Source organism: Neorhizobium sp. BETTINA12A (assembly GCF_023006485.1).
Lineage (GTDB): Bacteria > Pseudomonadota > Alphaproteobacteria > Rhizobiales > Rhizobiaceae > Neorhizobium.
In genome coordinates this window covers 1-26,325 of sequence record NZ_JALBGW010000006.1, presented here as the reverse complement: position 1 = coordinate 26,325, position 26,325 = coordinate 1, and the positions used below count along the sequence as shown (strand labels likewise).

At 62.3% G+C, this 26,325-nt stretch carries 22 protein-coding genes; 20 read left to right on the top strand and 2 right to left on the bottom strand.

From position 1 onward, the window contains the following. Positions 1 to 51 precede the first annotated feature (51 nt). From hutI to MOV61_RS03180, 5 genes are read left to right on the top strand one after another with little or no spacing between them, the layout of a single operon-like run. Complete coding sequence (gene hutI, locus MOV61_RS03200) at positions 52 to 1,305, top strand: imidazolonepropionase (RefSeq protein ID WP_247135516.1); 1,254 nt, start codon at positions 52 to 54, stop codon at positions 1,303 to 1,305. Further along, complete coding sequence (gene hutH, locus MOV61_RS03195) at positions 1,302 to 2,837, top strand: histidine ammonia-lyase (protein WP_247135515.1); 1,536 nt, start codon at positions 1,302 to 1,304, stop codon at positions 2,835 to 2,837. Before hutI ends, hutH begins: the two co-directional genes overlap by 4 nt. 1 nt (position 2,838) lies before the next feature. Continuing rightward, complete coding sequence (gene hutG / locus MOV61_RS03190) at positions 2,839 to 3,657, top strand: N-formylglutamate deformylase (RefSeq protein ID WP_247135514.1); 819 nt, start codon at positions 2,839 to 2,841, stop codon at positions 3,655 to 3,657. Between the two features lie 13 nt (positions 3,658 to 3,670). Continuing rightward, the gene (hutU, locus tag MOV61_RS03185) at positions 3,671 to 5,344 is read left to right on the top strand and encodes a urocanate hydratase (protein WP_247135513.1); all 1,674 of its coding nucleotides are present in this window, start codon (positions 3,671 to 3,673) and stop codon (positions 5,342 to 5,344) included. 3 nt (positions 5,345 to 5,347) lie between these two features. Next, positions 5,348 to 5,926 carry a HutD family protein gene (locus MOV61_RS03180; RefSeq protein ID WP_247135512.1) on the top strand — a complete coding sequence of 193 codons (579 nt, stop codon included), beginning with the start codon at positions 5,348 to 5,350 and terminating at the stop codon, positions 5,924 to 5,926. A 26-nt stretch (positions 5,927 to 5,952) separates the two neighbouring features. Here MOV61_RS03180 and MOV61_RS03175 read toward each other — a convergent pair whose 3' ends face one another. After that, the gene (locus MOV61_RS03175; protein WP_247135511.1) at positions 5,953 to 6,861 is read right to left on the bottom strand and encodes a helix-turn-helix domain-containing protein; all 909 of its coding nucleotides are present in this window, start codon (positions 6,859 to 6,861) and stop codon (positions 5,953 to 5,955) included. A 164-nt stretch (positions 6,862 to 7,025) separates the two neighbouring features. Here MOV61_RS03175 and MOV61_RS03170 point away from each other — a divergent pair, with 164 nt between their 5' ends. The 8 genes from MOV61_RS03170 to kduI are packed head-to-tail and all read left to right on the top strand — an operon-like array spanning position 7,026 to position 14,947. Further along, positions 7,026 to 7,199 carry a hypothetical protein gene (locus MOV61_RS03170; protein ID WP_247135510.1) on the top strand — a complete coding sequence of 58 codons (174 nt, stop codon included), beginning with the start codon at positions 7,026 to 7,028 and terminating at the stop codon, positions 7,197 to 7,199. Further along, positions 7,196 to 8,080, top strand: coding sequence for a carbohydrate ABC transporter permease (locus MOV61_RS03165; protein ID WP_040124324.1), 885 nt, complete (start codon positions 7,196 to 7,198; stop codon positions 8,078 to 8,080). The genes MOV61_RS03170 and MOV61_RS03165 overlap by 4 nt, the downstream gene beginning before the upstream one ends. A gap of 2 nt (positions 8,081 to 8,082) precedes the next feature. Further along, on the top strand, positions 8,083 to 8,988 hold the full coding sequence (locus MOV61_RS03160) for a carbohydrate ABC transporter permease (RefSeq protein ID WP_247135509.1): 906 nt from the start codon (positions 8,083 to 8,085) through the stop codon (positions 8,986 to 8,988). Positions 8,989 to 8,992: 4 nt separating this feature from the next. Then, on the top strand, positions 8,993 to 10,102 hold the full coding sequence (locus tag MOV61_RS03155) for an ABC transporter ATP-binding protein (RefSeq protein WP_247135508.1): 1,110 nt from the start codon (positions 8,993 to 8,995) through the stop codon (positions 10,100 to 10,102). Positions 10,103 to 10,135: 33 nt separating this feature from the next. Further along, positions 10,136 to 11,392 carry an ABC transporter substrate-binding protein gene (locus MOV61_RS03150; protein ID WP_247135506.1) on the top strand — a complete coding sequence of 419 codons (1,257 nt, stop codon included), beginning with the start codon at positions 10,136 to 10,138 and terminating at the stop codon, positions 11,390 to 11,392. Between the two features lie 4 nt (positions 11,393 to 11,396). Further along, positions 11,397 to 12,911 carry a glycoside hydrolase family 28 protein gene (locus MOV61_RS03145; protein ID WP_247135505.1) on the top strand — a complete coding sequence of 505 codons (1,515 nt, stop codon included), beginning with the start codon at positions 11,397 to 11,399 and terminating at the stop codon, positions 12,909 to 12,911. A gap of 6 nt (positions 12,912 to 12,917) precedes the next feature. After that, the gene (locus MOV61_RS03140) at positions 12,918 to 14,063 is read left to right on the top strand and encodes a glycoside hydrolase family 105 protein (protein WP_247135504.1); all 1,146 of its coding nucleotides are present in this window, start codon (positions 12,918 to 12,920) and stop codon (positions 14,061 to 14,063) included. Between the two features lie 35 nt (positions 14,064 to 14,098). Then, complete coding sequence (gene kduI, locus MOV61_RS03135; RefSeq protein ID WP_247135503.1) at positions 14,099 to 14,947, top strand: 5-dehydro-4-deoxy-D-glucuronate isomerase; 849 nt, start codon at positions 14,099 to 14,101, stop codon at positions 14,945 to 14,947. Positions 14,948 to 14,989: 42 nt separating this feature from the next. Here kduI and MOV61_RS03130 read toward each other — a convergent pair whose 3' ends face one another. Next, positions 14,990 to 16,039 (bottom strand): LacI family DNA-binding transcriptional regulator, encoded by a 1,050-nt coding sequence (locus MOV61_RS03130; RefSeq protein WP_247135502.1) that lies wholly within the window; start codon positions 16,037 to 16,039, stop codon positions 14,990 to 14,992. A gap of 171 nt (positions 16,040 to 16,210) precedes the next feature. Here MOV61_RS03130 and MOV61_RS03125 point away from each other — a divergent pair, with 171 nt between their 5' ends. The 7 genes from MOV61_RS03125 to MOV61_RS03095 all read left to right on the top strand — a co-directional run. Continuing rightward, positions 16,211 to 18,136 carry an ABC transporter substrate-binding protein gene (locus tag MOV61_RS03125; protein ID WP_247135500.1) on the top strand — a complete coding sequence of 642 codons (1,926 nt, stop codon included), beginning with the start codon at positions 16,211 to 16,213 and terminating at the stop codon, positions 18,134 to 18,136. Between the two features lie 87 nt (positions 18,137 to 18,223). Continuing rightward, positions 18,224 to 20,332 carry an alpha-amylase family protein gene (locus MOV61_RS03120; protein ID WP_247135499.1) on the top strand — a complete coding sequence of 703 codons (2,109 nt, stop codon included), beginning with the start codon at positions 18,224 to 18,226 and terminating at the stop codon, positions 20,330 to 20,332. Positions 20,333 to 20,441: 109 nt separating this feature from the next. Next, complete coding sequence (locus MOV61_RS03115) at positions 20,442 to 21,428, top strand: ABC transporter permease (protein ID WP_040124307.1); 987 nt, start codon at positions 20,442 to 20,444, stop codon at positions 21,426 to 21,428. 10 nt (positions 21,429 to 21,438) lie between these two features. Beyond that, positions 21,439 to 22,629 (top strand): ABC transporter permease, encoded by a 1,191-nt coding sequence (locus MOV61_RS03110; RefSeq protein ID WP_247135498.1) that lies wholly within the window; start codon positions 21,439 to 21,441, stop codon positions 22,627 to 22,629. 10 nt (positions 22,630 to 22,639) lie between these two features. Then, positions 22,640 to 24,346 (top strand): ABC transporter ATP-binding protein, encoded by a 1,707-nt coding sequence (locus MOV61_RS03105; protein WP_247135496.1) that lies wholly within the window; start codon positions 22,640 to 22,642, stop codon positions 24,344 to 24,346. A gap of 12 nt (positions 24,347 to 24,358) precedes the next feature. After that, positions 24,359 to 25,150: a 2-oxo-tetronate isomerase gene (otnI, locus tag MOV61_RS03100; protein ID WP_247135495.1), complete on the top strand. Its 792-nt coding sequence runs from the start codon at positions 24,359 to 24,361 to the stop codon at positions 25,148 to 25,150. A gap of 109 nt (positions 25,151 to 25,259) precedes the next feature. Further along, positions 25,260 to 26,325: beta-galactosidase (locus tag MOV61_RS03095; protein ID WP_247135494.1), on the top strand; the 1,066-nt coding region annotated here is incomplete at its 3' end.

Genomic DNA, 26,325 nt, shown 5'->3' with positions numbered 1-26,325 from the left:
TCGGATTATTATGTATATACATGTTCTTCCATAAGGAAAGGCGAAAAGCTTATGGATGGGGAAGATTCTTCAAAATCTGCAGCAGGCTCCGCATCGCTTTGGCACAATGCGCGGATCGCCACTTTTGCTCCCTCGGCATCCGGTTTCGGCATAATCGAAGCCGGTGCGATCGCCGTGCGCGATGGGCGGATAGCTTTCGTCGGCGCACTCGCCGACCTGCCTGCCGATTTTGAGAAATCTGAACACAAAACCGATTGCGGCGGGCGGTGGATCACCCCGGCCCTGATCGACTGCCATACCCATCTGGTATTCGGCGGCGACCGCGCGATGGAATTCGAAATGCGCCTGGCGGGATCGACCTACGAGGAGATCGCACGGGCCGGCGGCGGCATCATCTCCTCTGTGAAGGCAACCAATGCCCTCTCGGAAGACGAGCTCCTTGAGCAAGCGCTCCGCAGGCTGGACACGCTTCTGGCCGAGGGCCTCTGCACGGTCGAGATCAAATCCGGCTATGCGCTGAATATCGAAGGTGAACTCAAGATGCTGCGGGTCGCCCGCAGGCTGGGCGAAATCAGGCCGGTGCGGATCGTTACCAGCTGGCTTGCCGCCCACGCGACACCGCCGGACTACAAGGGCCGCAACGGCGATTACGTCACCGACGTGGTTCTGCCGGGTCTTGAGGCTGCGCATTCGCAAGGGCTCGTCGATGCGGTCGACGGTTTCTGCGAAGGCATCGCCTTTTCGCCGGCCGAAATCGGCCTGGTTTTCGACAAAGCGAAAGCGCTTGGCCTTCCCGTCAAGCTGCATGCGGAACAGCTTTCCGATCTCGGCGGCGCGCGCCTCGCCTCCTCCTATGGCGCACTGTCGGCCGATCATCTGGAATATCTTTCGGCGGCGGATGCCAGGGCGATGGCGCAGGCAGGTACGGTCGCCGTGCTGCTGCCGGGCGCCTTCTATACGCTGCGCGAAAAGCAGGCACCGCCCGTCCAGGCACTACGCGACGCCGGCACCCCTATCGCGCTTGCGACCGACAGCAATCCCGGCACCTCGCCGCTGACCTCGCTGCTCATGACCATGAACATGGGCGCGACATTGTTCGGCCTGACGGTCGAGGAATGTCTTGCCGGGGTCACGCGGGAGGCCGCGCGCGCACTCGGTCTTCAGGCAGAAACCGGCACGCTTGAGGTCGGCAAATCCGCCGACTTCGCGATCTGGGATATCGAGCGGCCGGCGGAGCTCGTCTATCGCATCGGCTTCAATCCGCTGACGGCACGGATCTTCAAGGGCGAGAGGGTTTCCGCATGAGCATTGTTCTGACACCCGGCTCGGTGAGCCTTCGCGAGCTTCAGGACATCTACTGGAACGGCACGCCGGCACGGATCGATTCTTCGTTCGACGCAGGAATTGAGAAGGCTGCGGCGCGGATCGCCCAGATTGCGGCCGGCAACGAGCCGGTCTACGGCATCAACACCGGCTTCGGAAAACTGGCGTCGATCAAGATCGACAGCGCCGATGTCGCGACGCTCCAGCGCAATCTGATCCTGTCGCATTGCTGCGGCGTCGGCGCTCCGCTTGCGGAGAATATCGTCCGCCTGATCATGGCGCTGAAACTCGTCTCGCTCGGCCGCGGCGCCTCCGGCGTCCGGCTCGACCTTGTGCGCCTGATCGAGGCGATGCTGGAAACCGGCGTGATCCCGCTCATCCCGGAAAAAGGCTCGGTCGGCGCCTCGGGCGATCTCGCGCCGCTTGCGCATATGGCGGCCGTGATGATGGGCGAAGGCGAAGCCTTCTATCGAGGCAATCTGCTGCCCGCCGCCAAGGCTCTTGCGAAGGCAGGATTGAACCCGGTCGTGCTTGCCGCCAAGGAAGGCCTTGCCCTGATCAACGGCACCCAGACCTCGACGGCCCTGGCGCTGGCCGGCCTGTTCCGCGCTCATCGCGCCGCCCAGACCGCGCTGGTGACCGGCGCGATGTCGACGGACGCCGCCATGGGCTCTTCCGCACCGTTCCATCCGGATATCCACACGCTTCGCGGCCACAAGGGCCAGATCGATGCTGCCGCGGCTCTGCGCGCATTATTGTCGGGCTCGGTCATCCGCGAAAGCCATCTGCAGGGCGACGAACGGGTGCAGGATCCCTATTGCATCCGCTGCCAGCCGCAGGTGGACGGCGCCTGCCTCGATCTGCTGCGGTCGGTCGCACGCACGCTCGAGATCGAAGCCAATGCGGTAACCGACAATCCGCTGGTGCTTTCTGATGACACCGTGGTTTCCGGCGGAAATTTTCACGCCGAACCGGTGGCCTTTGCCGCCGATCAGATCGCGCTTGCCGTCTGCGAAATCGGCGCGATCTCCCAGCGCCGCATTGCACTGCTCGTGGACCCGGCCCTTTCCTACGGTCTGCCGGCGTTTCTTGCGAAAAAGCCGGGGCTCAATTCCGGGCTGATGATCGCGGAAGTCACATCCGCCGCGCTGATGTCGGAAAACAAGCAGATGTCGCATCCGGCATCGGTCGACTCGACGCCGACCTCCGCCAACCAGGAAGACCATGTTTCGATGGCCTGCCACGGCGCGCGCCGGCTTCTGCAGATGACCGACAATCTTGCGACCATCATCGGCATCGAGGCGCTGACGGCAGCGCAGGGCGTGGAACTGCGCAAGCCGCTGACGACCAGTCCCGAACTTCAGAAGGTGATCGCCACCATCCGCTCCGTCGTTCCGAGCCTGGAAGAGGATCGCTACATGGCAAACGACCTCAAGGCGGCGACAGATCTCGTCGCTTCAGGCGCGCTCGCCGCGTCCGTTTCAGCGGATATCCTGCCGGTCCTGGAGGCGTGAAATGGCTGTCCTTGAAACCAGACAGGGCACGTCTCCCGTCATTCTCGGCTTTCCGCATACGGGAACCGATGTGCCCCCGGTGATCTGGGACCGGCTGAACGACAACGGTCGCCTGCTTGCCGATACGGACTGGCACATCCATCAACTCTACGACGGCCTTCTGGCGGATGCGACGACGGTGCGAGCCACGTTCCACCGCTACGTGATCGACGCCAACCGCGATCCGCAAGGTACCAGCCTCTATCCCGGCCAGAACACAACAGGCCTGATCCCGGAGACGGATTTCGACGGCAAGAGCATCTGGAAACCGGGCGCCGCGCCGACCGAGGCCGACACCAGAGAGCGGCTGCGCGATTTCCATGCGCCCTATCACGCGGCCCTTGCGGCCGAAATCGACCGGGTCAAATCCATCCACGGCATTGCGGTGCTCTACGATTGTCACTCGATCCGCTCGCACATTCCGTTCCTGTTCGAGGGCACCCTGCCCGATTTCAACATCGGCACGGATATGGGCCAAACCTGCGCCCCGGCCATCGAACAGGCGGCGCTCGATGTGGCAACTGCGGCTTCGGGCTACACGAGCATCTTGAACGGCCGCTTCAAGGGCGGTTGGACGACACGGTTTTACGGCAAGCCGGAAACCGGCGTCCATGCCATCCAGATGGAACTTGCCCAGTCCACCCATCTCGCGGCAGAGGCCCTGCCCTTTGCCTATGATCCGGCCAAGGCGGAGCGGCTGCGCGTCCATCTGAAAAATATCCTGACGCGGATCGAGCGGATCGCCCTCGGCCTCGCGTCACAGAAAAACAACAACCGATAAAGGGAACGTTCCGATGACCAATCCCCGCCACAATATCCGCGAAATCCGCGCCCCGCGCGGCAACCAGCTCAACGCCAAAAGCTGGATGACGGAAGCGCCCCTGCGCATGCTGATGAACAATCTCGATCCGGACGTGGCGGAAAACCCCAATGAACTGGTCGTTTATGGCGGCATCGGACGCGCTGCCCGTACCTGGGACGATTTCGACCGGATCGTCGCGACGCTGAAGACGCTGACGGAGGAAGAAACGCTTCTGGTGCAGTCCGGCAAGCCGGTCGGTGTGTTCCGCACCCACAAGGACGCCCCACGCGTGCTGATCGCCAACTCGAACCTCGTGCCCCATTGGGCGACCTGGGACCATTTCAACGAGCTCGATAAGAAGGGGCTGGCCATGTATGGCCAGATGACCGCCGGTTCGTGGATCTATATCGGCACCCAGGGCATCGTGCAGGGCACCTACGAAACGTTCGTGGAAGCCGGACGCCAGCATTATGGCGGCAATCTTAAAGGCAAATGGATCCTGACCGGCGGCCTCGGCGGCATGGGCGGCGCCCAGCCGCTTGCCGCCGTCATGGCCGGCGCCTGCTGCCTGGCCGTCGAATGCAATCCGGACAGCATCGATTTTCGGCTGCGCACCCGCTATGTCGATGCCAAGGCGGAAACGCTCGACGAAGCCATGGAGATGATCGCCCGCTGGACGGCCGCCGGCGAGGCAAAGTCCGTCGGCCTGCTCGGCAATGCCGCGGAAATCCTCCCCGAGATGGTCCGTCGCGGCATCCGTCCGGACATGGTGACAGACCAGACCTCCGCCCATGACCCGATCAACGGTTACCTGCCGAAGGACTGGACGATCGCCGAATGGAAGGCCAAACGCGAAAGCGATCCGAAGGCGGTGGAAAAAGCCGCCCGCGCATCGATGCGCGAGCATGTGGAGGCGATGATCGCCTTCTGGAACGCCGGCATCCCGACGCTCGACTACGGCAACAATATCCGCCAGGTCGCCAAGGACGAGGGGCTGGAAAACGCCTTCGCCTTCCCCGGCTTCGTGCCGGCCTATATCCGTCCGCTGTTCTGCCGCGGCATCGGCCCGTTCCGCTGGGCCGCCCTTTCCGGCGATCCGGAAGACATCTACCGCACCGACGCCAAGGTGAAGGAACTGCTGCCGGACAACGCGCATCTCCACAACTGGCTCGACATGGCGCGCGAACGGATTTCCTTCCAGGGCCTGCCGGCGCGCATCTGCTGGGTGGGCCTCGGCGTGCGCCACAAGCTCGGCCTCGCCTTCAACGAGATGGTCCGCAACGGTGAGCTGAAAGCGCCGATCGTGATCGGCCGCGACCACCTGGACTCAGGGTCGGTCGCCTCTCCCAATCGCGAGACGGAAGCGATGAAGGACGGCTCGGATGCGGTATCCGACTGGCCCCTGCTGAATGCGCTTTTGAACACAGCGTCCGGTGCCACCTGGGTGTCTCTGCATCACGGCGGCGGCGTCGGCATGGGTTATTCGCAGCATTCCGGCATGGTCATCTGCTGCGACGGCAGCGAGGACGCCGACCGCCGGATCGAACGGGTGCTGTGGAACGACCCCGCCACCGGCGTCATGCGCCATGCGGATGCGGGCTACGAGATCGCCGTGGATTGCGCCAAGGAAAACGGACTGCGCCTGCCCGGCATCCTCGGCAACTAACCCATGAAAATCCTGCGCGCCTCCGATCACAAGCGAATGCCGTGGAAGAACGGAGGCGGCGAGACGGTGGAGATCGCCGTCTTTCCGGCCGGCGCATCGATCGGGGATTTCGACTGGCGCATCAGCATGGCGATCGTCGCCTCCGACGGACCGTTCTCGGTCTTTCCGGACATGGACCGAACCCTGTCGATCCTCTCCGGCGCCGGCATGGAGCTGACGATCGATGGCGGCGAGCCCCTGATCTTCGATCTCGATTCCGAGCCTTTCCCATTTCCGGCCGACAAACCGGCTTCGGCAAGGCTTGCGAACGGCATCGTAACCGACCTCAACGTGATGACACGGCGCGGCCGGTTTTCCCACCGCGTCATCCGGCAGCCGACACCCGTCTCGCTGCCGCCATCCGCCTCCTTGCGGTTCGTTCTTGCGACAGGAAAACACACGATCGCGTTCGGGTCGGAGAAAGCTGACCTCGGGCCGCTTGATTGCCTGGCCCATGAGGCCGACGCGGCCAGCGACCTCGTTATCTCAGGAGGACTTGACGTTCTCCTGATAGAACTGGGCCCCAAAGTCGGAGATGAGTGATTTACGTTTGACTGAGCCAAGCCTCGTCAGCGCGTCAGCGGATAGATCAACTGGCCATCCTCCTCACCTCGGGGAAATGCACCCTCGCGGCTGCGCTTTTCGGACTGCTGATAGCCCTGTGGGCTGATGCCGATATAGCGCTTGAACATGCGGGAGAAATAATAGGCGTCCGTATAGCCGGAAAGCTCGGCGGCGCGCTTCACCGTGCAGCCGCCGGCCATCAGGCCCATCGCCCGCTCCATCCGCTTGAATTCCTGGAACTTGTCGGGCGTCCAGCCGACCCGCTTCCTGAATTCCCGCTTGAAATAGTCCGGATTATAGGGCGCCGAGTTGATCGTCCTTTCGACGATCTCCTCGCCCAACGGATCGGCGGCGATCTGGCTGGCGGCCACCATCACCGAAAACGACAGCGCATCCGGATTGTTGACATTGCCGACCGACTGCTCCTTCCAGCCGATATGGGCCTGCTCGATGAATTCGATCAACAGGAACATGAAAAGATGGTGCTGGAGGAGCGTCGTCGAATAGGGTGGCGCGTTGTCGTGGTAATAACGCGTCAGCGGCTCCATCATCTCCCACCGGGCGAGCGTGACGGCATGTTTCAGGTTCATCTGAGCGATAAGGTCGAGCCGCCCGAAGAGGTCAAGGGTAAAATGCTGGGCGATGCCGGTATAGGCCTCCATCGAGGTCGAATGGCCGGAAAACCAGGTATCCGCAGGCAGCAGCATCGCCCTGCCCGGCGCCATGTCGATCGTCTCGCCTTCGACCTCGTAACGCGCCGAACCCGTCAGGCAGATGATCAGGTCGTGCACGCTGTTCGATTTGTCGACGCCCCAGGTATGCGAATGCTGCATCCTTATGGTTGAACGCGTCAGCGTCAACGCCATCGCGTTCATCGGAATGGCAGACAGAATGCTACCTTCGATTTTCTCCATCCTTTTCCCCGAATTCGTCGATTTGATCTGACTGGCAAAGTGAGAATATCAGCCCGGGAGCTGAGAACTCAACACGTCTGAGACATTAATGGGAGGAAATGGCGCTTCAATTGCGGAAGCCTGATGGACCGGCGTGTCCGCAGATAGAAGAGCCAGAGGTCGCGATGCACAATATAGCAAGTGTCTCTTCGTTCAACGTCGCCTCTATCGGCGGCGGTTCGCTCAACTGCGCGACGAAATCCACGGGCGACGTCGCCTGTGACGGAACCGTCACCGCGCATGCCGGCCGGATGCTGCGCCTGCCGGAAGCGCCGGCCGGACTGGGGCAGCCGGCATGAGCGGCGACAACAAGTTTCTGGGGCTGTTCTACCTGTCGCCCTTCATCATCGGACTGCTGGTGTTCACGGCGCTCCCCTTCCTAGCATCGCTTTATCTGAGCTTCACCAACTACAACCTGATGAACGAGCCGGTCTTCACCGGCCTGCAGAATTATATAAGGCTGTTCACCAACGACCGGACGTTCCGCAAATCCCTCTGGGTGACGCTGGTTTACGTGTTCACCACGGTGCCGCTGAAGCTCGTCTTCGCGCTGTTCATGGCGGTGATCCTCAATTACAAGCTGAAGTTCATCAACGTATTCCGGACGGCCTATTACGTGCCGTCGATCCTCGGCGGCTCGATCGCCATCGCCGTCCTGTGGCGCTACATCTTCGCCGATGTCGGCCTCGTCAACATGGGCCTGCAGCTCATCGGTTTCGAGCCGGTCAACTGGTTCGGCGACCCGACCAATGCGCTGTTCACCATCACGCTGTTGCGCCTCTGGCAGTTCGGCTCGGCCATGGTGATCTTCCTCGCCGCCCTCCAGAGCATCGACAAGACGCTCTACGAGGCGGCCTCGATCGACGGCGCCGGCAAATGGACGAGCTTCGTCTACATCACCCTGCCGCTGATCACGCCCGTCATCTTCTTCAACCTGATCATGCAGATGGTCCAGGCCTTCCAGGAGTTCAACGGTCCCTACATCATCACCCAAGGCGGCCCGCTGAAATCCACCTATCTCCTGCCGATCTATATCTATGACGAGGCCTTCAAGCGCTTCGACATGGGGTATGCCTCGGCGATCGCCTGGGTCCTGTTCCTGATCATCATGGCCCTCACCCTCATCGCCTTCTGGTCTTCGCGCCACTGGGTCTATTACGCCGGCGACAAGAGGAGCTGACCATGACCGATCACATCCTCTCCAATTCTCCAGCAGCCCGCGACATCGACGTCGTCCGCAGCCGCGAAACGCGCCGCCACCGCTTCAATGCCGTGCTGCGTTACGCACTGCTGACCGTGGTCGGGTTGCTTATGCTCTATCCGCTGATCTGGCTGATCGGCGCCTCGTTCAAGACCAATTCGGAGATCTTCTCCAACCCCGGCTTCTGGCCGGAACACCCGACGCTCGACGGTTATATCAGGGGCTGGAAGACCTCGACGCCCTATTCCTTCGGCACGTTCTTCATCAACACACTGTGGATCGTCATCCCGAAGGTGATCGGTACGGCGATTTCCTGCACGGCGGTCGCCTACGGCTTTGCCCGTTTCGATTTTCCGTTCAAGAAAGTGCTGTTTTCCGCGCTGATCGCGACGCTGCTTTTGCCGAACGTGGTCACCCGCATTCCGCAATACCTGATCTTCCGCGATCTCGGCTGGCTCGACAGCTACCTGCCGCTCTGGGTGCCTTCGGCACTGGCGGGCGATGCCTTCTTCGTCTTCATGCTGGTGCAGTTCCTGCGCGCCATCCCGCGCGACATGGAAGAGGCTGCTCGCGTCGACGGAGCCAATACCATCCAGACGCTGGTCTTCATCGTCGTGCCTTTGCTGATGCCGGCGCTGATCTCGGTATGCCTGTTCCAGTTCATGTGGACGATGAACGACTTCCTCGGGCCGCTGATCTACATCTCTTCGGTCGAAAAATACCCGATCTCGCTGGCGCTGAAACTGTCGATCGACACGACCGAAGCCTTCGAATGGAACCGGGTTCTGGCGATGTCGGTGCTGTCGCTGGCGCCGGCGCTCGCGGTCTTCTTCCTCGCCCAGAAATATTTCATCGACGGCATCTCCTCCGGCGGGATCAAAGGATAGTCACATGGCGCGTCTTCAGCTGAGAAACCTCGAAAAAGACTATGGTACCTTCCGCGCGGTGCATGGCATCAATCTCGATGTCGAAGACGGCGAGTTCATGGTGCTGGTCGGCCCCTCCGGCTGCGCCAAGTCCACCACGCTCAGAATGATCGCAGGGCTGGAACGGGTCACCGGCGGCGAGATCCGCATCGGCGGCGAACTGGTCAATGACAAGACGCCGGGCGACCGCGGCATATCCATGGTCTTCCAGAACTACGCGCTCTATCCGCATATGAAGGTGCGCAAGAACCTCTCCTTCAGCATGCGGCTGAAGCGCCGTCCCAGTGCCGAGATCGAGCAGGCGACGAACCATGTCGCCGGCCTGCTGGAGATCGACCCCTTGCTTGACCGGCTGCCAAAACAGCTGTCCGGCGGCCAGGCGCAGCGCGTCGCGGTCGGCCGGGCGCTGATCAAGAAACCGCAGGTCTTCCTGTTCGACGAACCGCTCTCCAATCTCGATGCCAAGCTGCGCGCCTCGATGCGCGTTCGCATCACCGACCTGCACAAGCGGCTGAAGGCGGAAAACCAGCAGGCGACGGTCATCTACGTCACCCACGACCAGACAGAAGCCATGACCATGGGCGACCGCATCTGCGTCATGAAGGACGGCCACATCATGCAGGTCGCCGACCCGGTGACGCTCTACAGCCGCCCGGCCAACACCTTCGTCGCCGGCTTCATCGGCAGCCCGGAGATGAATTTCCTCGACGGCACGTTCGAGGGCGACAACAGCGTGCGGGCGGCAGACCAGGTGATCACGCTCGGCGACGAGTTCACCAAGCGGATTTCCGGACGCAGCGAGCACGTCACGCTTGGCATCCGTCCGCAGCATCTGCGCATCGCCGTAGCTGAAACGCCCGGCACCATCAGGGGCAAGCTTACCCATATCGAGTTCATGGGCCACGAAGTCTACCTCTATGTCGACATCGGCCCGAAACGCCTGATCGCCGTCGTGCCGTCCGCGTCCTACGACCGCGCAGCACTTCGCGACGACTGGGTCTGGCTCTCCGCCGACCCGAAGGGCGTCCATCTGTTCGACCGCCAGTCCGGGGAAAATATCAGCCTGGCGATTTGAAAACTGCATCGTTCCAACTTGGGAGGAGCCAAAATGAGAACCATGATCATGACGGCGGCTTTGTTTGCCGCCACCAGCCTTTCGACCGCATTCGCTTCGGATCTGCGCATGTCCTGGTGGGGCAGCGACGACCGCCATATCGCAACCCAGGAGGCCCTGAAACTCTGCGGTGCCAAGTTCGGCCACACGATCGCGCCTGAATTCACCGGCTTCCAAGGCCATCAGGAAAAGATCGCCACCCAGCTCGCCGGTCGCACCGAGGCCGACATCATGCAGGTGAACTGGCCCTGGCTGCCGCTGTTCACCAAGAACGGCGACGGCTTTGCCGATTTGAACCAGTACAAGGACATCATCGACCTCAGCCAGTGGTCGAAGCCGGACCTCGACAGCGGCACCGTCAAGGGCAAGTTGAACGGCATTTCCGTCTCCACCACCGGCCGGGTCTTCATGTTCAACAAGACCACCTATGACAAGGCCGGCATCCCGATTCCGAAAACCTGGGAGGAGCTGATCGCCGCCGCGCCGAAGATGAAGGAAAAGCTCGGCAAGGAGTTTTATCCCTTCGAAGGTGCCGCCCTCGATGCCCGCCTGATGGTGATCCTGCGCACCACCCAGAAGACCGGCAAGGACCTGATCGACCCGGCCACCAACAAGGTCGCCTGGAGCGAAGCCGAACTCGTCGAAGGATTGGAATTCTACAAGACCCTGGTCGACAAGGGCGTCATCGAGAGCTGGAAGACGGTTGCTGCCGGCGGCAACACCCCGCTGCATGAAAACCAGAAATGGGCCAAGGGTCAGATCGCCGGCACCTACCAGTGGGACAGCACCTACGGCAAGATCGCCACGCCGATGGAAAAGGGCCAGGAACTGGTGCCCGTGAAGCTGTTGACGATCGAGGGCGCCAAGACCGACGGCGTCTATCGCAAGCCCTCCATGCTGTTTTCGATCTCCAGGAACAGCAAGGACCCGAAGGGCGCGGCCCAGGTGCTCAATTGCCTGCTCAACGATCCGGCAGCGGTCAAGATCATGGGCGCCACGCGCGGCATTCCCTCCAGCAAGATAGCGCTCGATACGCTGACCAAGGAAGGCAAGATCAAGCCGGTGCAGATCGAAGCCTACAAGCGGGTGATGGAGCCGACCAGCCCCGGCGTCTCGCCGCTCAACGAGCATCCGCGCGTCACTGAAGTCTTCGACACCAATTTCGAAGCCTTCGCCTATGGCCAGCAATCCTCCAAGGATGCCGCGACCGAGATCATCGCTGGCATCAACCAGGCGCTGACGGGGATCTGAGGACGTGACGGACGTCGCCATCGAACTCCTGATCACCGGCCCCCGCAGCGCGACCTTCCGCGTCGATGCCGAAAGGCATCTCCACACGCGCGAGGAAGCGCTTGCCTGGCAGGTTCGGGAGATCGACGGCGCGTTGGTCGCCGAGGGGACGACGTCGAAGGTCGTCTTCACCGTCGCCTCCCTTGAGCCGGGCGCTGCCTATCACCTGTATACAGGCGAAGCCCGGCTCGAATTTACCACACGGCAGGAAACGGCCCTGATCGACATCCGCGATTTCGGCGCCTCGACTGAAGCACGAGACAACACGTTGGCGATCCAGCGGGCCATCGCGGTGCTCGCTCCCGGCGGCACGCTGAGAATACCGGCCGGGCGCTGGCTGAGCGGTCCGATCTTCCTCAAGAGCGACATGACCCTGCTCGTCGAGGACGGCGCGGAGCTCGCGGCAATCGCCAGCAGGCAAGACTTTCCGATCCTGCCGGCGCGTCATGCGGATGGCCGCATTCTCGGCACATGGGAAGGCGTGGCAGAGCCCTGTTACGCCAGCCTGATCAACGCGATCGATTGCCGGAACCTGCATCTTACCGGCACCGGCGTCATTGATGGCGGCGGTGATCGTGGCGACTGGTGGTCATGGCCGAAGGAGACCCGCCAGGGCGCCAGACGCCCCCGTACCGTCTTCCTTTCGGCCTGCGAAAACGTCACGCTTTCCGGCCTCACCATCCGCAACTCGCCGTCCTGGACGGTCCATCCGGTCCTCTGCAAGGGGCTTGTCGCGGCGGACCTGACGATCAAGAACGATCCGGATTCTCCGAATACCGACGGGTTCAACCCCGAAAGCAGCTCCGATATCCATCTTGTCGGCCTGCACATTTCGGTCGGCGACGACTGCATCGCACTGAAGGCCGGCAAACGCAGCCCGTTCGGCGGACCGGACCGCCCGACCGAGCATGTGCGGATCGAGAACTGCCTGATGGAACGCGGCCACGGTGCGGTCGTCATCGGCAGCGAGATGAGCGCCGGCATCAGCGACATCGCCATCCGCAACTGTCACTTCAGGGGCACCGACCGCGGGCTGCGCATCAAGACGCGCAGGGGACGCGGCGGCACGGTCGCCGACATCCGGCTGACCGACAGCCTGATGGAGGACGTGGCGACCCCGGTCGCCGTCAATTCCTTCTATTTCTGCGATACCGACGGCCGGTCCGATTACGTCCAGTCCCGGTCGCCGCTGCCGGTCTCCACGGAAACACCGAGCATCAGCTCGATCACCGTGAAAAACGTCACCGTTTCAGGCGCGCGAACGGCCGCCGCCGTCTTCTACGGACTGCCGGAGGCGGCAATCCGGGACATTGCCTTCGAAAACTACTCCGTCTCCTTCGCGCCAGATGCCGAGGCCGAAGTGCCGGAAATGGCCTCTCTCCTCCTGCCGCTCCGGCATGCCGGGATCATTGCGGAAAACGCCGTTTTCAGCCGCCTTGCGCGACTTTCTCCGGTTTCCATTCATCCAGCTCAAGACTGAAATCCGATGCTTCAGGACTATTTCGAGACTTACGCCCGCGATTACCAATATTACAAAGGCGGCGCCTGGTGTTACGAGGACGGCTGCCTCTATCGCGGCCTGATCGCGCTTTACGAGGCGACCGGCGAGCGCCCATGGCTGGATCATCTCATCCGGCTGGTGAGCGGCCAGATCGATGCGCAGGGCCGGCTTGTCGGCTACGAGATCGACGAGTTCAACATCGACAACATCCTGCCCGGCCGGGCCCTTGTCTTTCTCCATCGGCTGACGGGAGAACCCCGTTGGCTCGACGCCGCCGCCCCACTGGCGCGGCAGCTCGAAACGCATCCGCGCACCGGCAGCAACGTCTATTGGCACAAGCTGCGTTACCCGCATCAGATCTGGCTGGACGGGCTTTACATGGCGCTGCCCTTCAAGGTCGAATATGCCCGCGCGGCTTCCGATCCCCAGATGGTCGAGGAGGCGCTTCGGCAGTTCACCACCGCGCTCGACCTCACCCATGACCGGCAGGCGGATCTTTATCGCCATGGTTACGACGAGGCCCGGCAACAGGCTTGGGCGGACGCCGAAAGCGGCCTTTCCCCGGCCCATTGGGCAAGATCGATCGGCTGGCTGGCGATGGCCTTCGTCGACATCATCGAAAACCTGTCCGTCGGCGCTGCGCGGCGGGAGTTGACCGACCGCGCCGCGGCACTGGCGTCCCGGATCATCGCTCTTCGTACTGCGGATCACCGCTGGCTGCAGGTGATCGACCGGCCGGACGAAGCGCAGAACTACCCGGAAAGCTCGGCGACCGCGATGTTCTCCTATTTCCTCCAGAAGCTCGCGCGGCTCGGCGGCCCGGCCGGTGTTTCCGAGGCCGGTCGGGCGAGCCTGCAATCGCTCGTCGCACAGGAACTGCGGCGGGATGCGGATGGACGGCTCCGGCTCCATAACATCTGTTGCGTTGCGGGTCTCGGAGGCTTCAACGGCCGCTATCGCGACGGCACCGTCGGTTATTACCTCTCCGAGGAAATCCGCGCCGACGACATCAAGGGTGTCGGACCGATGATGATGGCCTATGCGGAAACGCTGCTGGACACGCAATCGATGATGTCACAGTCTGCGCAGCCGGAGGGCCGGGTCGAGCTCACCGCTGCCCTCAAGCGATAGCAGCGTACGCGCCAAAAAACAGGAGAAAACAGACCATGACGATCGATGTCCGGACGCGCCATGCCGTTCACTACAGCCAGTCGGAGCGCATGACGAGTGCGGAGCTGCGCGAAAATTTCGTGATCGAGGATCTCTTCGTCGCGGGGACATTGCAGGCTGTCTATACCCACTACGACCGCATGCTGGTGGCAGGCGTCACGCCGACACAGACAAGCGTCGGCATCGGCAGCGAGCTGGCGAAACTTGTCGGCGCGGATTACGTCTTGGAACGCCGCGAGCTTGGCCTCATCAATATCGGCGGATCGGGTCGCGTCATCGCCGATGGCAGGGCTTACGCACTCCAGCCGATGGACGGGCTCTATCTCGGCATGGGAACGAAGGAAATCTTGTTCGAGAGCGACAACCCGGCTGCGCCCGCGAAATTCTATATCAACAGCGCGCCGGCGCACGCCGCCTTACCCTCGCGAGTCATCAGCAGCGCAGAAGCGATCGAGAACAATCTCGGCGATAGCGCCACATCGAACAAGCGCAAGCTCTACCAGTACCTGCATCCGAAGGTGCTGCCGACCTGCCAGTTGCTGATGGGGCTGACCCGGCTGGAGACTGGCAGCGTCTGGAACACCATGCCGGCGCATCTGCATGACAGGCGGATGGAGGCCTATCTTTATTTCGAAATCCCGGAAAATGCCTTCGTCGTTCACCTGATGGGCCGACCGGCGGCGACAAACCATCTGATCATCCGCAACGAACAGGCCGTGCTCTCGCCGCCCTGGTCGATCCATTGCGGTGCCGGCACCGGCGCCTACGCCTTCATCTGGAGCATGGCCGGTGACAACCAGTCCTTCACCGACATGGACATGGTGGATATGAAGAGCCTCAAATAGGCCCTCGAAATCGATCCGCCAGCGGAGCGCCGATCTGCTCCGTCAGACGGACACGATGCGTGGCTCCTGCCGAGGCGCCGCACGATCGCGTGGATGCGCCGGGTCCCTGCATGGCCCGGTGGAGCGGCGCTCGATGATCCTCGACGCGACCTGGACCCTGCGGGCGGGGGTTCCCGGCTGGCGGGGGTTCTCGATCCGCTCGAGCAGCAGCCGCAGGCCGACAGCTCCGCATTCCTGGCCTTCCATGCGCACCGTCGTCAGCGCCGGCGAGATCTGTTTTGCCGGCGAAAAATCGCCAAAACCGACCACCGAGACATCATCGGGAATGCGATAGCCCTGGCCCAGGAGCTCGGAAACGACGGTAAGCGCCAGGCCGTCATGGGCGCAGAAGAAGGCGGTCGGTCGCGCGCCTTCTTCCTTCAGTGCGCGATAGGTTTCGGCAAAACCATTCTCCTCCTCGAACTGCAGGACATGCAACGTGACATCCGGGTGACGTTCGGCGATTTCGCGGGCGCCATAAAAGCGCTCGCGGCGGCCGCGATAGCCGGGTGTGCCATGGACATAGGCGATGGAACGGTGACCGAGGTCTACCAGGTATTGGATCACCGCCTGTCCTGCCTCGTGGTCGGTGCCGGAGACCTGATCGGCATCCTCCAGCGGATCGACCCAGCCGAACCGGATGATCGGAGTGCCGGTCGCCATGGCGGCGCGGATCGCCTCGCGGTCGTGAGGTCCGACCAGCAGCAGCCCGGCGCAGGTTCGGGCCAGTTCTTCAAGCTGCCCCTGGCTATGGGTCCACAGCATCCTGAGAGCCATGCCGAGCCTGTGCGCCTCTGCCTGGACGCCGTTCTGGATCTGCATGTGCAGCTCGCTATTGACCGGATCGAGATCGTGAAACACCACCGCGATATCGCCCGGCGTGGTCTGGCTGGCGGGCTTGCTATAGCCGAGACGCAGGGCTGTTTCGCGGATCCGCTCGCGGGTTTCCTCGCTGACGCCGCTCTTGCCCGATAACGATCTGGATACCGCATATTTCGAAAGGCCGACCTCGCGCGCGATGGTCTGTAAGGTAACCCGCCCCCTGCTCTTCATTGCCCATCCCCCTGCAGCTACCGTGTGGCTACACTGCTGCACTGCAAAACGCAATTTTGCCAAACAACGCTACATAACACTTTACCTAACAGTATTCGAATGCAAACTTTTCGTTATCCACGCCCAAGGGAAATAATAGGTGACGGCGGGGACTGTGTGGAGGAGACACCCATGATCAAGCTGAAACGTCGCGCGTTTCTGGCCGGGACTTCGGCCGTTTTGATTTTGCCGGCTCTGCCGGCCTTAGCCGTCGACTACAAGGAAGCAAGCCTTTTGAAGGACAAGGTCGCCAGCGGCGCCCTGCCCCCTATCAAGGACCGGCTGCCCGCCAACCCACTTGTCATCAAGCCGGTCGAAAGCGTCGGGAAATACGGAGGCGACTGGAAGCTGGCGCTGGTCGGCGGCGGTTCGCTCTCCATGCTGTTCCGCTACCAGGCCTATGAACCGCTGCTGCGTTATACGCCGGACTGGTCCGGCGTGACGCTGAATGTCGCGGAAGCCTTCGAAGGCAACGCGGACTCGACCGTCTACACCATCCGGCTGCGCAAGGGCATGAAATGGTCGGACGGGCATCCCTACACCACGGCCGACGTCAAGTTCTGGTATGACACGGTGCTCACCGACAAGCGCGTCGCCGTCACCAGCCAGGGCCACTGGAAAACCGCTGGCAAGCCCGCCAAGCTGGAAGTAGTCGACGAGCAGACCTTCAAGGTCATCTTCGAAAAACCTAACGGTATGTTCCCGTTGCAGGTCGCATGGTCCAACCTGGACCACACCACCCGCTGCCCCAAGCACTATCTCGAACAGTTCCATATCGACTACAATCCGAAGGCGGATGAGCTGGCCAAACAGCGCGGTTTCCAGAGCTGGATCGCCGCATTCCAATCGGCCTCCGGCTTCCAGGACGACAACGCCTTCTTCCTCAATTCCTCGAAGAAGCCCTGCCTCAACGCCTGGATGTTCACGATCGCGCCGGGCGAAAACACCGAACGAGTGGTGGCCGAGCGCAATCCCTACTATTGGAAGGTCGATACCGAGGGCAATCAGCTCCCCTATATGGACCGCATCGTCTACCAGATGGTCGCCGATCCGCAGGTACTGCTGTTGAAATGCATGCAGGGCGAAATCGACCTGATGGACCAGTATATCGCCACCCCCAACAACAAGTCGGTTCTCTACGACGCGCGCAAGCAGGGCGGCTATGACTTCTACACGCTGACCTCGACGGAGGCCAACGTGATGAACTTCATCTTCAACCTGAACCACAATGACGAGACGAAGCGAAAGCTCTTCCGCAACAAGAAGTTCCGCGCGGCCCTGTCGACGGCGCTCGACCGCCAGACCCTGATCGACGCAGTGCTTGTTGGCCAGGGCGCGCCCGCCCAGCCATCGATCAAGGAAGGCGATCCGCTTTATAACGAAGAGCTTGCCAAGCAGTTCACCGAGTACAGCGTCGACAAGGCGAATGCCATGCTCGACGAACTGATCCCGAAGCGCGACAGCCAGAATTTCCGTCTCGACGAAAGGGGCCGGCGACTGACGATCATCTTCGAGATCGACCAGGCGCGGCCGATCTTCCTCGATCTCTTCCAGCTGGTCATCCCGATGTTCCAGGCGGTCGGCATCGATGCGCAGATGCGCACCATGGACCGTTCCCTCTGGGAAACCCGCGTTCGCCAGGGCCGCGACTTCGACGCCACCGCACACCAGTTCGGCGCCAATGGCGGCGTCGCGGCGATGCTCGATCCGCGCTACTACGTGCCGACCGACAGCAATGCGATGTATGCCCCGGCCTGGCAGCTCTGGTATCTCGATCCCAAGAACGCCAATGCCGAGGAACCGCCGGAAGACACCAAGAAGCAGCTTGCACTCTATGACAAGCTGAAGGCGACCTCGGACCAGGCAGGCCAGCGCGAGATCATGAAACAGCTCCTGCAGGGAGCCGCGGAAACCTTCTACGTGTTCGGCATTTCGCAGCCGCCGGACGGCTACGGCATCGTCAAGAACAACATGAAGAACATCACCAAGACCATGCCGAATTCGTTCGGCTGGCCGACCCCTGCCCCGACCATGCCGGAGCAGTTCTACAAGGTCTGACGGCCTCGCACATTCCGATGTTTTCCGGGCGCCGGTCTCACCCGGCCGGCGCCGAGGGCACCCCTTTTCCGATGATTGGACGCTATCATGCTTGAGGCGAGACGACAGAACACCGATACCTTGCGGACCCCGGACTGGTTCAGGACCGCGACGCGCTGGACCCAGTTGACCTTCGTCGAGGACGATCCGGACAAATACGACCCCGCCTTCTGGATCGACGTCTTCAAGCGCACGAAATCCAACGCAGTCTGCCTCAGCGCCGGCGGTTACATCGCCTACTATCCAAGCAAGGTTCCGTATCACTACGTCAGCCAATATCTGGGCGACAAGGACATCTTCGGCGCGCTCGTCGATGCGGCCCGCAAGCTCGACATGCATGTCATGGCCCGCGTCGACCCGCATGCCATTCATGACGATGCGGCCAAGGCCCATCCGGAATGGGTGATGATCAATGCCGACGGCGCGCCGCGCCGTCACTGGGCCTATCCGGATGTCTGGGTCGCCAACGCCTATGGCGACTACAGCTCGGTGTTCATGCCGGAGGTGGTGAAGGAGATCGTCCGCGAATACGATATCGACGCGATCTTCGCCAATCGCTGGCAGGGCCACGGCGTCGACTATAGCGAAGACAGCGCCCGCCGTTTCAAGGACATGTCCGGCTACACCCTGCCCAAGAAGGCGGATGCCGAAGACCCGGCCTGGCAGGCCTGGCTGCAATGGCGCCGCCGCGTGCTGACCGATATGATCGCCCAGTGGGACGACGCGGTCAAAGCCATCCGACCGCATGCGAGCTTCATCCCCAACATGAGCGGCGCGTCGCTGATGGAGTTCGACCTCTCCGTCATCACCAAACATTGCCCCTTCCTCGTCGTCGACCACCAGGGCCGCAAGGGACTGGAGCTCGGCTGGTCGGCGGGGCGCAACGGCAAGCGCATCCGCGCCACCTTCGCCGATCGCCCCGTGGTGCTGATCACCTCGATCGGTCCGGAGGAGGAATACCGCTGGAAGGATGCGGTGACCTCCGGCGAGGAAATGCAGCTGTGGATCAACAACGGCACGGCCCATGGGCTTTTCGCCTGGTTCACGAAATTCAACGGCGTGGTGCCCGACAAGCGCTGGGTGGAGCCGGTCGCCGAGGCCTTCGTGCTGCAGTCGGCCGTTGAGCCGGTCCTCGAAAGCATGACGCCGACCGCGGAAATCGCTGTGATCGACCCGTCGACGACCTTGCGCCACTGGGCGCCGGAAGAACGTCACGCGGCAGAGAAACACGACCTTGGCGTCTACCATGCGCTGGTCGAGGCACGCCTGCCCTTCGAGCTGCTGTCCGATCAGGTGCTCATCAGGGATAATCTCGACCGCTTCAAGGTGATCATCCTTGCCAATGCCTCCTGCCTCTCGGATGCGCAGAACGAGGCGATCCGCGCCTATGTAGCGCGCGGCGGCAGCATCGTTGCCTCCTACGAGACCTCGCTTCGCGACGAATTCGGCAAGACCCGGCCCGAATTCGGCCTGTCGGACGTGCTTGGGGCGAAATTCGTCTCCGGCCCGCGCGGCATCGTCAAGAACACCTATGTGGCACTGTCCGGCGACCACCCGGTCAACAAGGGCTTTGACGGCGCCGAGCGGATCATGGGCGGCACAAGGCTGATCCATGTCGAGCCTGCGGCGGGCGCTGAAACACCTTTCCTGTACGTGCCCGACTTCCCGGATCTGCCGATGGAGGAAGTCTATCCGCGTAAAGACCCGGAAGGGGCGGCCGTCGTCGCCTGCGAAACCGGCAGGGGTGGCCGCACGGTCTATATTCCCTGGAATATCGGCGAAATCTTCTGGGAAGTGTTTGCCGTCGATCACGCCCGGCTTCTGTCCAACGCCGTCCACTGGGCGCTCGGCAACACCCCGCGCGTCACCGTCAAAGGCCCGGGCGTCATTGACCTCGCGCTAAGGGAAAACGCCGAGGGGATCGCGCTCAGCCTCTTCAACCTTACCAATCCGATGATGATGAAAGGGCCGATACGCGAAAATTACCCCCTGGCGGCCCAGACCGTTTCGGTGGAAGTTCCAGAAGGCAAGTCGGTGGCGAAAGCCTGGCTCGTCGTTGCAGACCGGGCGGCAAGCTTCAGCGTGAAGGATGGACGCGCGGAGGTGGACGTGCCGGGAATAGAGCGGCTGGAGGTACTGCATCTCACCTGGAAATAGGGTGGGAGCCTAAAATGGAGGAGCGTTGCCGGCCTCAAAGGGCCGGTAGCGGATGGAGATCCGAAGGTGGCGCCTGCGCGGTGCCTTCAACGGGAGGAGAACTATTCCGATGCTTGGCTACATCTTCAAGCGCGTGCTCTACATGATCCCGACCCTGTTCGGCATGTCGCTGATATCGTTCCTGATCATCCAGCTGCCGCCGGGTGACTACCTGACGTCGATGATCGCCACGATGAGCGACAGCGGCCAGGCGGTCGATCCGGCCCAGATCGAGCGGCTGAAGGAAATCTACGGCTTCGACGACCCCTTCTACATCCAGTATCTCAAATGGATCTGGGGCATCGTCAGCCGCGGCGACTTCGGTTATTCGTTCGAGTGGAACCAGCCCGTCTCCGGCCTGATCTGGGGCCGGATGGGTTCGACGCTGGTCATCTCGCTTCTGAGCCTGCTGTTCGTCTGGATCGTCGCACTGCCGATCGGCATCTATTCCGCCGTTCGCCGCCACTCGATCAGCGACCACGTCTTCACCTTCTTCGGCTTCATCGGGCTTGCGGTGCCGAACTTCATCCTGGCGCTGGTGCTGATGTATTTCGCCTACCGCTATCTCGGCCAGAGCGTCGGCGGCCTCAACTCTCCTGAATTTGCCGAGGCCCCCTGGAGCCTTGCCAAGGTCGGCGATTTCCTCGCCCATCTGTGGATCCCGATCATCATCATCGGCGCCTCAGGGACGGCGGCGCTGATCCGCGTCCTGCGCGCCAACCTGACCGACGAGCTTCACAAGCCCTATGTGATCACCGCCCGCGCCAAGGGCCTGCCGGAATACAAGGTCATCCTCAAATATCCGGTGCGCATCGCCCTCAATCCGTTCGTCTCGGCGATCGGCTGGGTGCTGCCGCATCTGGTCTCCGGCGTGACGATCACCGCCATCGTGCTCAACCTGCCGACCGCCGGCCCGCTGCTGTTCCGGGCTCTGGTGTCGCAGGACATGTATCTCGCCGGCAGTTTCATCCTGCTTTTGAGTGCCCTCACCCTTGTCGGCATGCTGCTATCGGATCTGCTGCTGGCGCTGCTCGATCCGCGCATCCGGTTCAATTGAGGGAGGTGGCATGAGCACGCACGAGACATTCGGAACCTATTCCGGCCCCGTCCACACCGTCGCCGACGGCCCTTCGATCAGTCCGCTCAAAGCCGGCAAGACCGTTTCGACCGCAACCGTCGGCCCCTGGAAGCTGATCGCCGGCAAGCTGATCCGCCAGAAGGTGGCGATGTTTGCCGGCATCGTCATCCTGATGCTTTATCTGATCGGCCTGTTTGCCGAATTCCTGGCGCCCAGCCTGCCCTCGACCTCTCGGCCGCAATATACCTATGCGCCGCCGCAGGGTCTGAGCTTCTTTATCACCAAGCCGGACGGCGGTACGGAGTTCAATTTCCATGTGAAGGGCTACAAGGTCGAGATCGAGAAGGTGGCGCTGCGCCGAACCTTCGTCGTCGACGACACCAAAGTCGTGCCGGTCGGCCTGTTCGTCAAAGGGCCGCGCTACGAACTCTGGGGGCTGATCCCGATGGACCGCCACCTGATCGGCCCGATCAATCCGAACGATCCGATGTATCTGCTCGGCGCCGACCGCCTCGGGCGCGACGTCTTCTCGCGGCTGGTCTACGGCACCCGGATTTCCATGTCGATCGGTCTCGTCGGCGTCGTCATGTCGCTTGTGCTGGGCGTCGTGCTCGGGTCGATATCGGGCTTTTACGGCGGTTGGGTCGATACGGTGATCCAGCGCATGATCGAGGTCGTCAGCGCCATGCCGACCATCCCGCTCTGGCTCGGGCTTGCTGCGGCGATCCCACTCACATGGTCGCCGGTCAACGTCTATTTCGTCATCACCATCATCGTATCGCTGCTCGGCTGGACCAGTCTCGCGCGCGAGGTGCGCGGCCGTTTCCTCGCCCTTCGCAGCGAGGATTTCGTCACCGCTGCCATGCTCGACGGTTCGAGTGAAAAGCGGCTGATCTTCCGCCATATCCTGCCGTCGCTGACCAGCCATATCTTGGCCGTCGTGACGCTTGCCGTGCCGACCATGATCGTTGCCGAAACTTCGCTTTCCTTCCTCGGCATCGGCCTGAAACCGCCGGTCGTCAGCTGGGGCGTGCTTTTGCAGGACGCCCAGAACATCCGCACGGTGGCGACGGCGCCATGGCTGCTGATCTGGCCTTCGCTTGCGGTGATCGTCGCCGTGCTGTCCTTCAATTTCTTCGGCGACGGCCTTCGCGATGCCGCCGACCCCTATGACAATTGAGGAGGAAACCATGACCGATCCGGCCGAAAACGTCGTCCTCTCCGTCGAAAACCTCTCGATCGATTTCCGGTTGCGGACCCATATCCTGCATGCCGTCGAGAATGTCAGTTTCGAACTGAAGCGCGGCCAGACGCTCTGCCTCGTCGGCGAAAGCGGCTCGGGCAAGAGCGTCACCGCCCGTTCGCTGCTGCAGATCGTCGACCGGCCCGGCAGCATCGTCGGCGGGCGCATCCTTTTGCGCAACGCCGGCGCAGTCACCGACATCGCCAGGCTCGATCCGGATGGCCAAGCCATGCGCGCCATCCGCGGCCGCAGGATCGGCCTGATCTTCCAGGAACCGATGAGTTCGCTGTCTCCGGTCCACACGATCGGCTCGCAGATCACCGAAGCCGTCCGCCTGCACAGCGATCTCGACAAACGCGCCGCGCGGGCGAAAACGGTCGAACTGCTGCGCCAGGTGGAAATCCCCAATCCGGAACAGATGGCGGACCGCTACACGTTCGAATTTTCCGGCGGCATGCGGCAGCGGGCGATGATCGCCATGGCGCTCGCCGGCAATCCAGACATCCTGATCGCCGACGAACCGACGACGGCGCTGGACGTCACGACCCAGGCCGAAATCCTCGATCTGATCAAGCGGCTGCAGGTGGAACGCGGCATGGCGATGCTGCTGATCACCCACGACATGGGCATCGTCGCCGAAGTGGCGGACGACGTCGCGGTCATGCGCTTCGGTCATATCGTCGAGCGTGGGCCGGTCGACGCGATCTACCATGACGCACAGCATCCCTATACCCGCCAGCTTCTCGCCTCGACGGTGAAGCTCACCCGGCATGTCGAAAGCAGGGTGCCGGCGGTGGCCCTGTCGTCGCAGCCGCTGCGGCCGATCCTTTCGGTGCGCAATCTCGGCAAGACGTTCGGCTGGCACGGCAAAACCAGTTCTCTGCGCGCCGTCGACGACGCCAATTTCGATCTCTATCCCGGTGAAAACCTCGGCATCGTCGGCGAAAGCGGCTCGGGCAAAACGACGCTCGGCCGGCTGATCCTGCGCACCGTCGAGCCCACCACCGGCACCGTCGTCTACCGCAACAAGGATGGCAGCGAGGTCGAGGTCACCAGCCTGACCAAGAAGGAGTTGCGCGGCTTCCATCGGGAGGTCCGCCTCGTCTTCCAGGATCCGTTCGCCTCGCTCAACCCGCGCATGACGGTCAAGGAAGTGATCGGCGACCCGCTGATCATCAACGGTCTCGCCAAGGGCAAGGCGCTCGAGGAACGCGTCGCCGAACTGATGCGCCTCGTCGGGCTCGATCCGATGGGCATGGAACGTTATCCGCACGCCTTTTCCGGCGGCCAGCGGCAGCGCATCGGCATTGCCCGGGCGCTGGCGCTCGATCCGCGCATCATCATCGCCGATGAGGCGACGTCGGCGCTCGACGTGTCGATCCGCAGCCAGATCCTTGACCTGCTGCTCGATATCCGCCAACGGCTGAACCTCAGCTTCATCTTCATCTCGCACGACATTTCGGTGGTGCGCTATTTCTGCGATCGTGTCGCCGTCATGCATCGCGGCAAGATCGTCGAACTCGGCGAGGCCGAGCAGATCTGCACGGCGCCACAGGAGGCCTATACCAAGAGCCTGATTTCCGCCGTTCCCAATCCCGACCCCCGCGACAAGCGCATGCTGCACCGGCACCGCTTCGTCGCACCCGTTCTCTAAAGGACAGCGCCAGTGCCGAAATTCTCCGCCAATCTCTCCTTCCTCTACCAGGACCTGCCCTTCCTCGATCGCTTCGCGGCCGCCGCGAAGGACGGTTTCGGCGGGCTCGAATATCTCGGCCCCTATGCCGAGCCGAAGGAAAAGGTCGTCGATGCATTGAAGGCGGGCGGCCTCGTCCAGGCGCTCTTCAACGTGCCTTCGGGAGACTGGGCCGGCGGCGAGCGCGGCATTGCCTGCCTGCCGGACCGCATCCAGGAATTCCGCGACGGCGTGGCCCTGGCGCTTGATTATGCCAAGGCGCTCGATTGCTGCCAGGTCAACGTTATCTCCGGCCTCGTGGCGAAGGGTGCGGATGTCGATGTTCTGGAAGAGGTGCTGGTCGGCAACCTGAGATATGCCGCGCCGCGTTGCGCCGATGCCGGCGTCAGGCTGCTGATCGAGCCGATCAACCTGCGCGACATTCCCGGATTCTTCCTGTCGACGACGGATCATGCCGAACGCATCCTCGACAAGGTCGGCTCCGACAATCTCTACATCCAGTACGATTTCTACCACATGCAGGTCATGCAGGGCGATCTCATCCCGACCTTCACCCGCCTGAAGGAGAGGATCGCCCACGTGCAGATCGCTGACAATCCCGGCCGCAACGAGCCAGGCACCGGCGAGATCAACTACGATTTCATATTCCGCGAACTCGACCGCCTCGGTTACGACGGCTGGGTCGGCTGCGAATACCGGCCGAAGGCCGGCACCAGCGAAGGCCTTGGGTGGATGAAACCCCATCTCGGCGGAGGGCCACGCTAAGATCAACGCGTTTCCGACCTAACCGGACACCATCGACGCCACTTCCATACCGGAGCCTTTCTCCGGAAGGCGGAGCCATGTCCGAACATCGATCAAGAAGGACAGGACCATGCTCAGAAACGATATCCAATTCCCCTACGGCGCCGTCTATTTCCGCAAGTCCAATCCGCCCCGCGAAGACTGGGAGCGCGATTACACAACGGCGGGAGAAGACGGCCTCAACATCTTCCGCCACTGGTTCATGTGGAGTGCGATCGAAACCGCGCCCGGCGTCTACGACTGGGAGGAATACGACCGGCAGATGGACCTCGCGGCCCAGAATGGCATCAAGACGGTCATCGCCGAACTGATCCACGCCGTGCCCGACTGGGCGGTGCGCAAATATGCCGATGCGCTGCAGGTCAATGCCGACGGCACCAGGCTCGGCTCCTATATGGGCGTCTCGGCGGCGACCGGCGGCTTTTCCAACAATGGCGGCGGCGCCGGCGCGCTGACGCTCAATTGCCCCGAAGTAAAGGAAGCGGCCGGCAGGTTCCTGACCGCGCTCGCCACCCACTACAAGGACCATCCGGCAATCTACGGCTACGACGTCTGGAACGAGTGCAACTATTCCGCCGATGTCGATTACAGCAGCTACGCCAAATCGGCTTTCAGGAAGTGGCTGGAGCAAAAATACGGCACGCTGAAAGTGCTCGCCAAGGCCTGGCATCGCTACAGCTATGCGGAATGGGAGGATGTCGAACCGCCGGTCCACATGGCGCCCTATCCGGAATGCATAGACTGGCTGCAGTTCAAGCGCGACAATTTCTACGACCAGATGCAATGGCGCATCGACACCATCCGCGCCGTCGATCCGAAAAACACGATCGCCGCCCACGGCATATCAGGCGCGATCCCCAACATGGCAGCGAACGGCTGCGACGACTGGCTTGCGGCCTCCAAGGTCGAGATCTACGGCTTTACCTGGATCCAGGCGCGCAAGGGTTCGGAAGCCTGGAAGAACTGGTACGGCGTCGACATCAACCGCGCCGCCGCGCGTGGAAAACCCTTCTGGCATGCAGAGCGCCAGGGCGGTCCGCTGTGGCTGCAGCCGCAGGTGATCGGCCGCGACAAGGATGACGGCCGCGTCGCCGAGCCCGAGGATATCCGCCTCTGGAGCATGACTTCGTTCGCGG

What these genes read in the sequence shown, in the direction of transcription:
- MOV61_RS03130 (WP_247135502.1), bottom strand. Translation starts at nt 16,039, where the DNA reads ATGAAGAGCAGGGGGCGGGTTACCTTACAGACCATCGCGCGCGAGGTC.
- MOV61_RS03110 (WP_247135498.1), top strand. Translation starts at nt 21,439, where the DNA reads ATGAGCACGCACGAGACATTCGGAACCTATTCCGGCCCCGTCCACACC.
- hutH (WP_247135515.1), top strand. Translation starts at nt 1,302, where the DNA reads ATGAGCATTGTTCTGACACCCGGCTCGGTGAGCCTTCGCGAGCTTCAG.
- MOV61_RS03150 (WP_247135506.1), top strand. Translation starts at nt 10,136, where the DNA reads ATGAGAACCATGATCATGACGGCGGCTTTGTTTGCCGCCACCAGCCTT.
- MOV61_RS03155 (WP_247135508.1), top strand. Translation starts at nt 8,993, where the DNA reads ATGGCGCGTCTTCAGCTGAGAAACCTCGAAAAAGACTATGGTACCTTC.
- MOV61_RS03120 (WP_247135499.1), top strand. Translation starts at nt 18,224, where the DNA reads ATGCTTGAGGCGAGACGACAGAACACCGATACCTTGCGGACCCCGGAC.
- MOV61_RS03165 (WP_040124324.1), top strand. Translation starts at nt 7,196, where the DNA reads ATGAGCGGCGACAACAAGTTTCTGGGGCTGTTCTACCTGTCGCCCTTC.
- kduI (WP_247135503.1), top strand. Translation starts at nt 14,099, where the DNA reads ATGACGATCGATGTCCGGACGCGCCATGCCGTTCACTACAGCCAGTCG.
- hutG (WP_247135514.1), top strand. Translation starts at nt 2,839, where the DNA reads ATGGCTGTCCTTGAAACCAGACAGGGCACGTCTCCCGTCATTCTCGGC.
- hutU (WP_247135513.1), top strand. Translation starts at nt 3,671, where the DNA reads ATGACCAATCCCCGCCACAATATCCGCGAAATCCGCGCCCCGCGCGGC.
- MOV61_RS03125 (WP_247135500.1), top strand. Translation starts at nt 16,211, where the DNA reads ATGATCAAGCTGAAACGTCGCGCGTTTCTGGCCGGGACTTCGGCCGTT.
- hutI (WP_247135516.1), top strand. Translation starts at nt 52, where the DNA reads ATGGATGGGGAAGATTCTTCAAAATCTGCAGCAGGCTCCGCATCGCTT.
- MOV61_RS03115 (WP_040124307.1), top strand. Translation starts at nt 20,442, where the DNA reads ATGCTTGGCTACATCTTCAAGCGCGTGCTCTACATGATCCCGACCCTG.
- MOV61_RS03175 (WP_247135511.1), bottom strand. Translation starts at nt 6,861, where the DNA reads ATGGAGAAAATCGAAGGTAGCATTCTGTCTGCCATTCCGATGAACGCG.
- MOV61_RS03180 (WP_247135512.1), top strand. Translation starts at nt 5,348, where the DNA reads ATGAAAATCCTGCGCGCCTCCGATCACAAGCGAATGCCGTGGAAGAAC.
- MOV61_RS03140 (WP_247135504.1), top strand. Translation starts at nt 12,918, where the DNA reads ATGCTTCAGGACTATTTCGAGACTTACGCCCGCGATTACCAATATTAC.
- MOV61_RS03160 (WP_247135509.1), top strand. Translation starts at nt 8,083, where the DNA reads ATGACCGATCACATCCTCTCCAATTCTCCAGCAGCCCGCGACATCGAC.
- MOV61_RS03170 (WP_247135510.1), top strand. Translation starts at nt 7,026, where the DNA reads ATGCACAATATAGCAAGTGTCTCTTCGTTCAACGTCGCCTCTATCGGC.
- MOV61_RS03105 (WP_247135496.1), top strand. Translation starts at nt 22,640, where the DNA reads ATGACCGATCCGGCCGAAAACGTCGTCCTCTCCGTCGAAAACCTCTCG.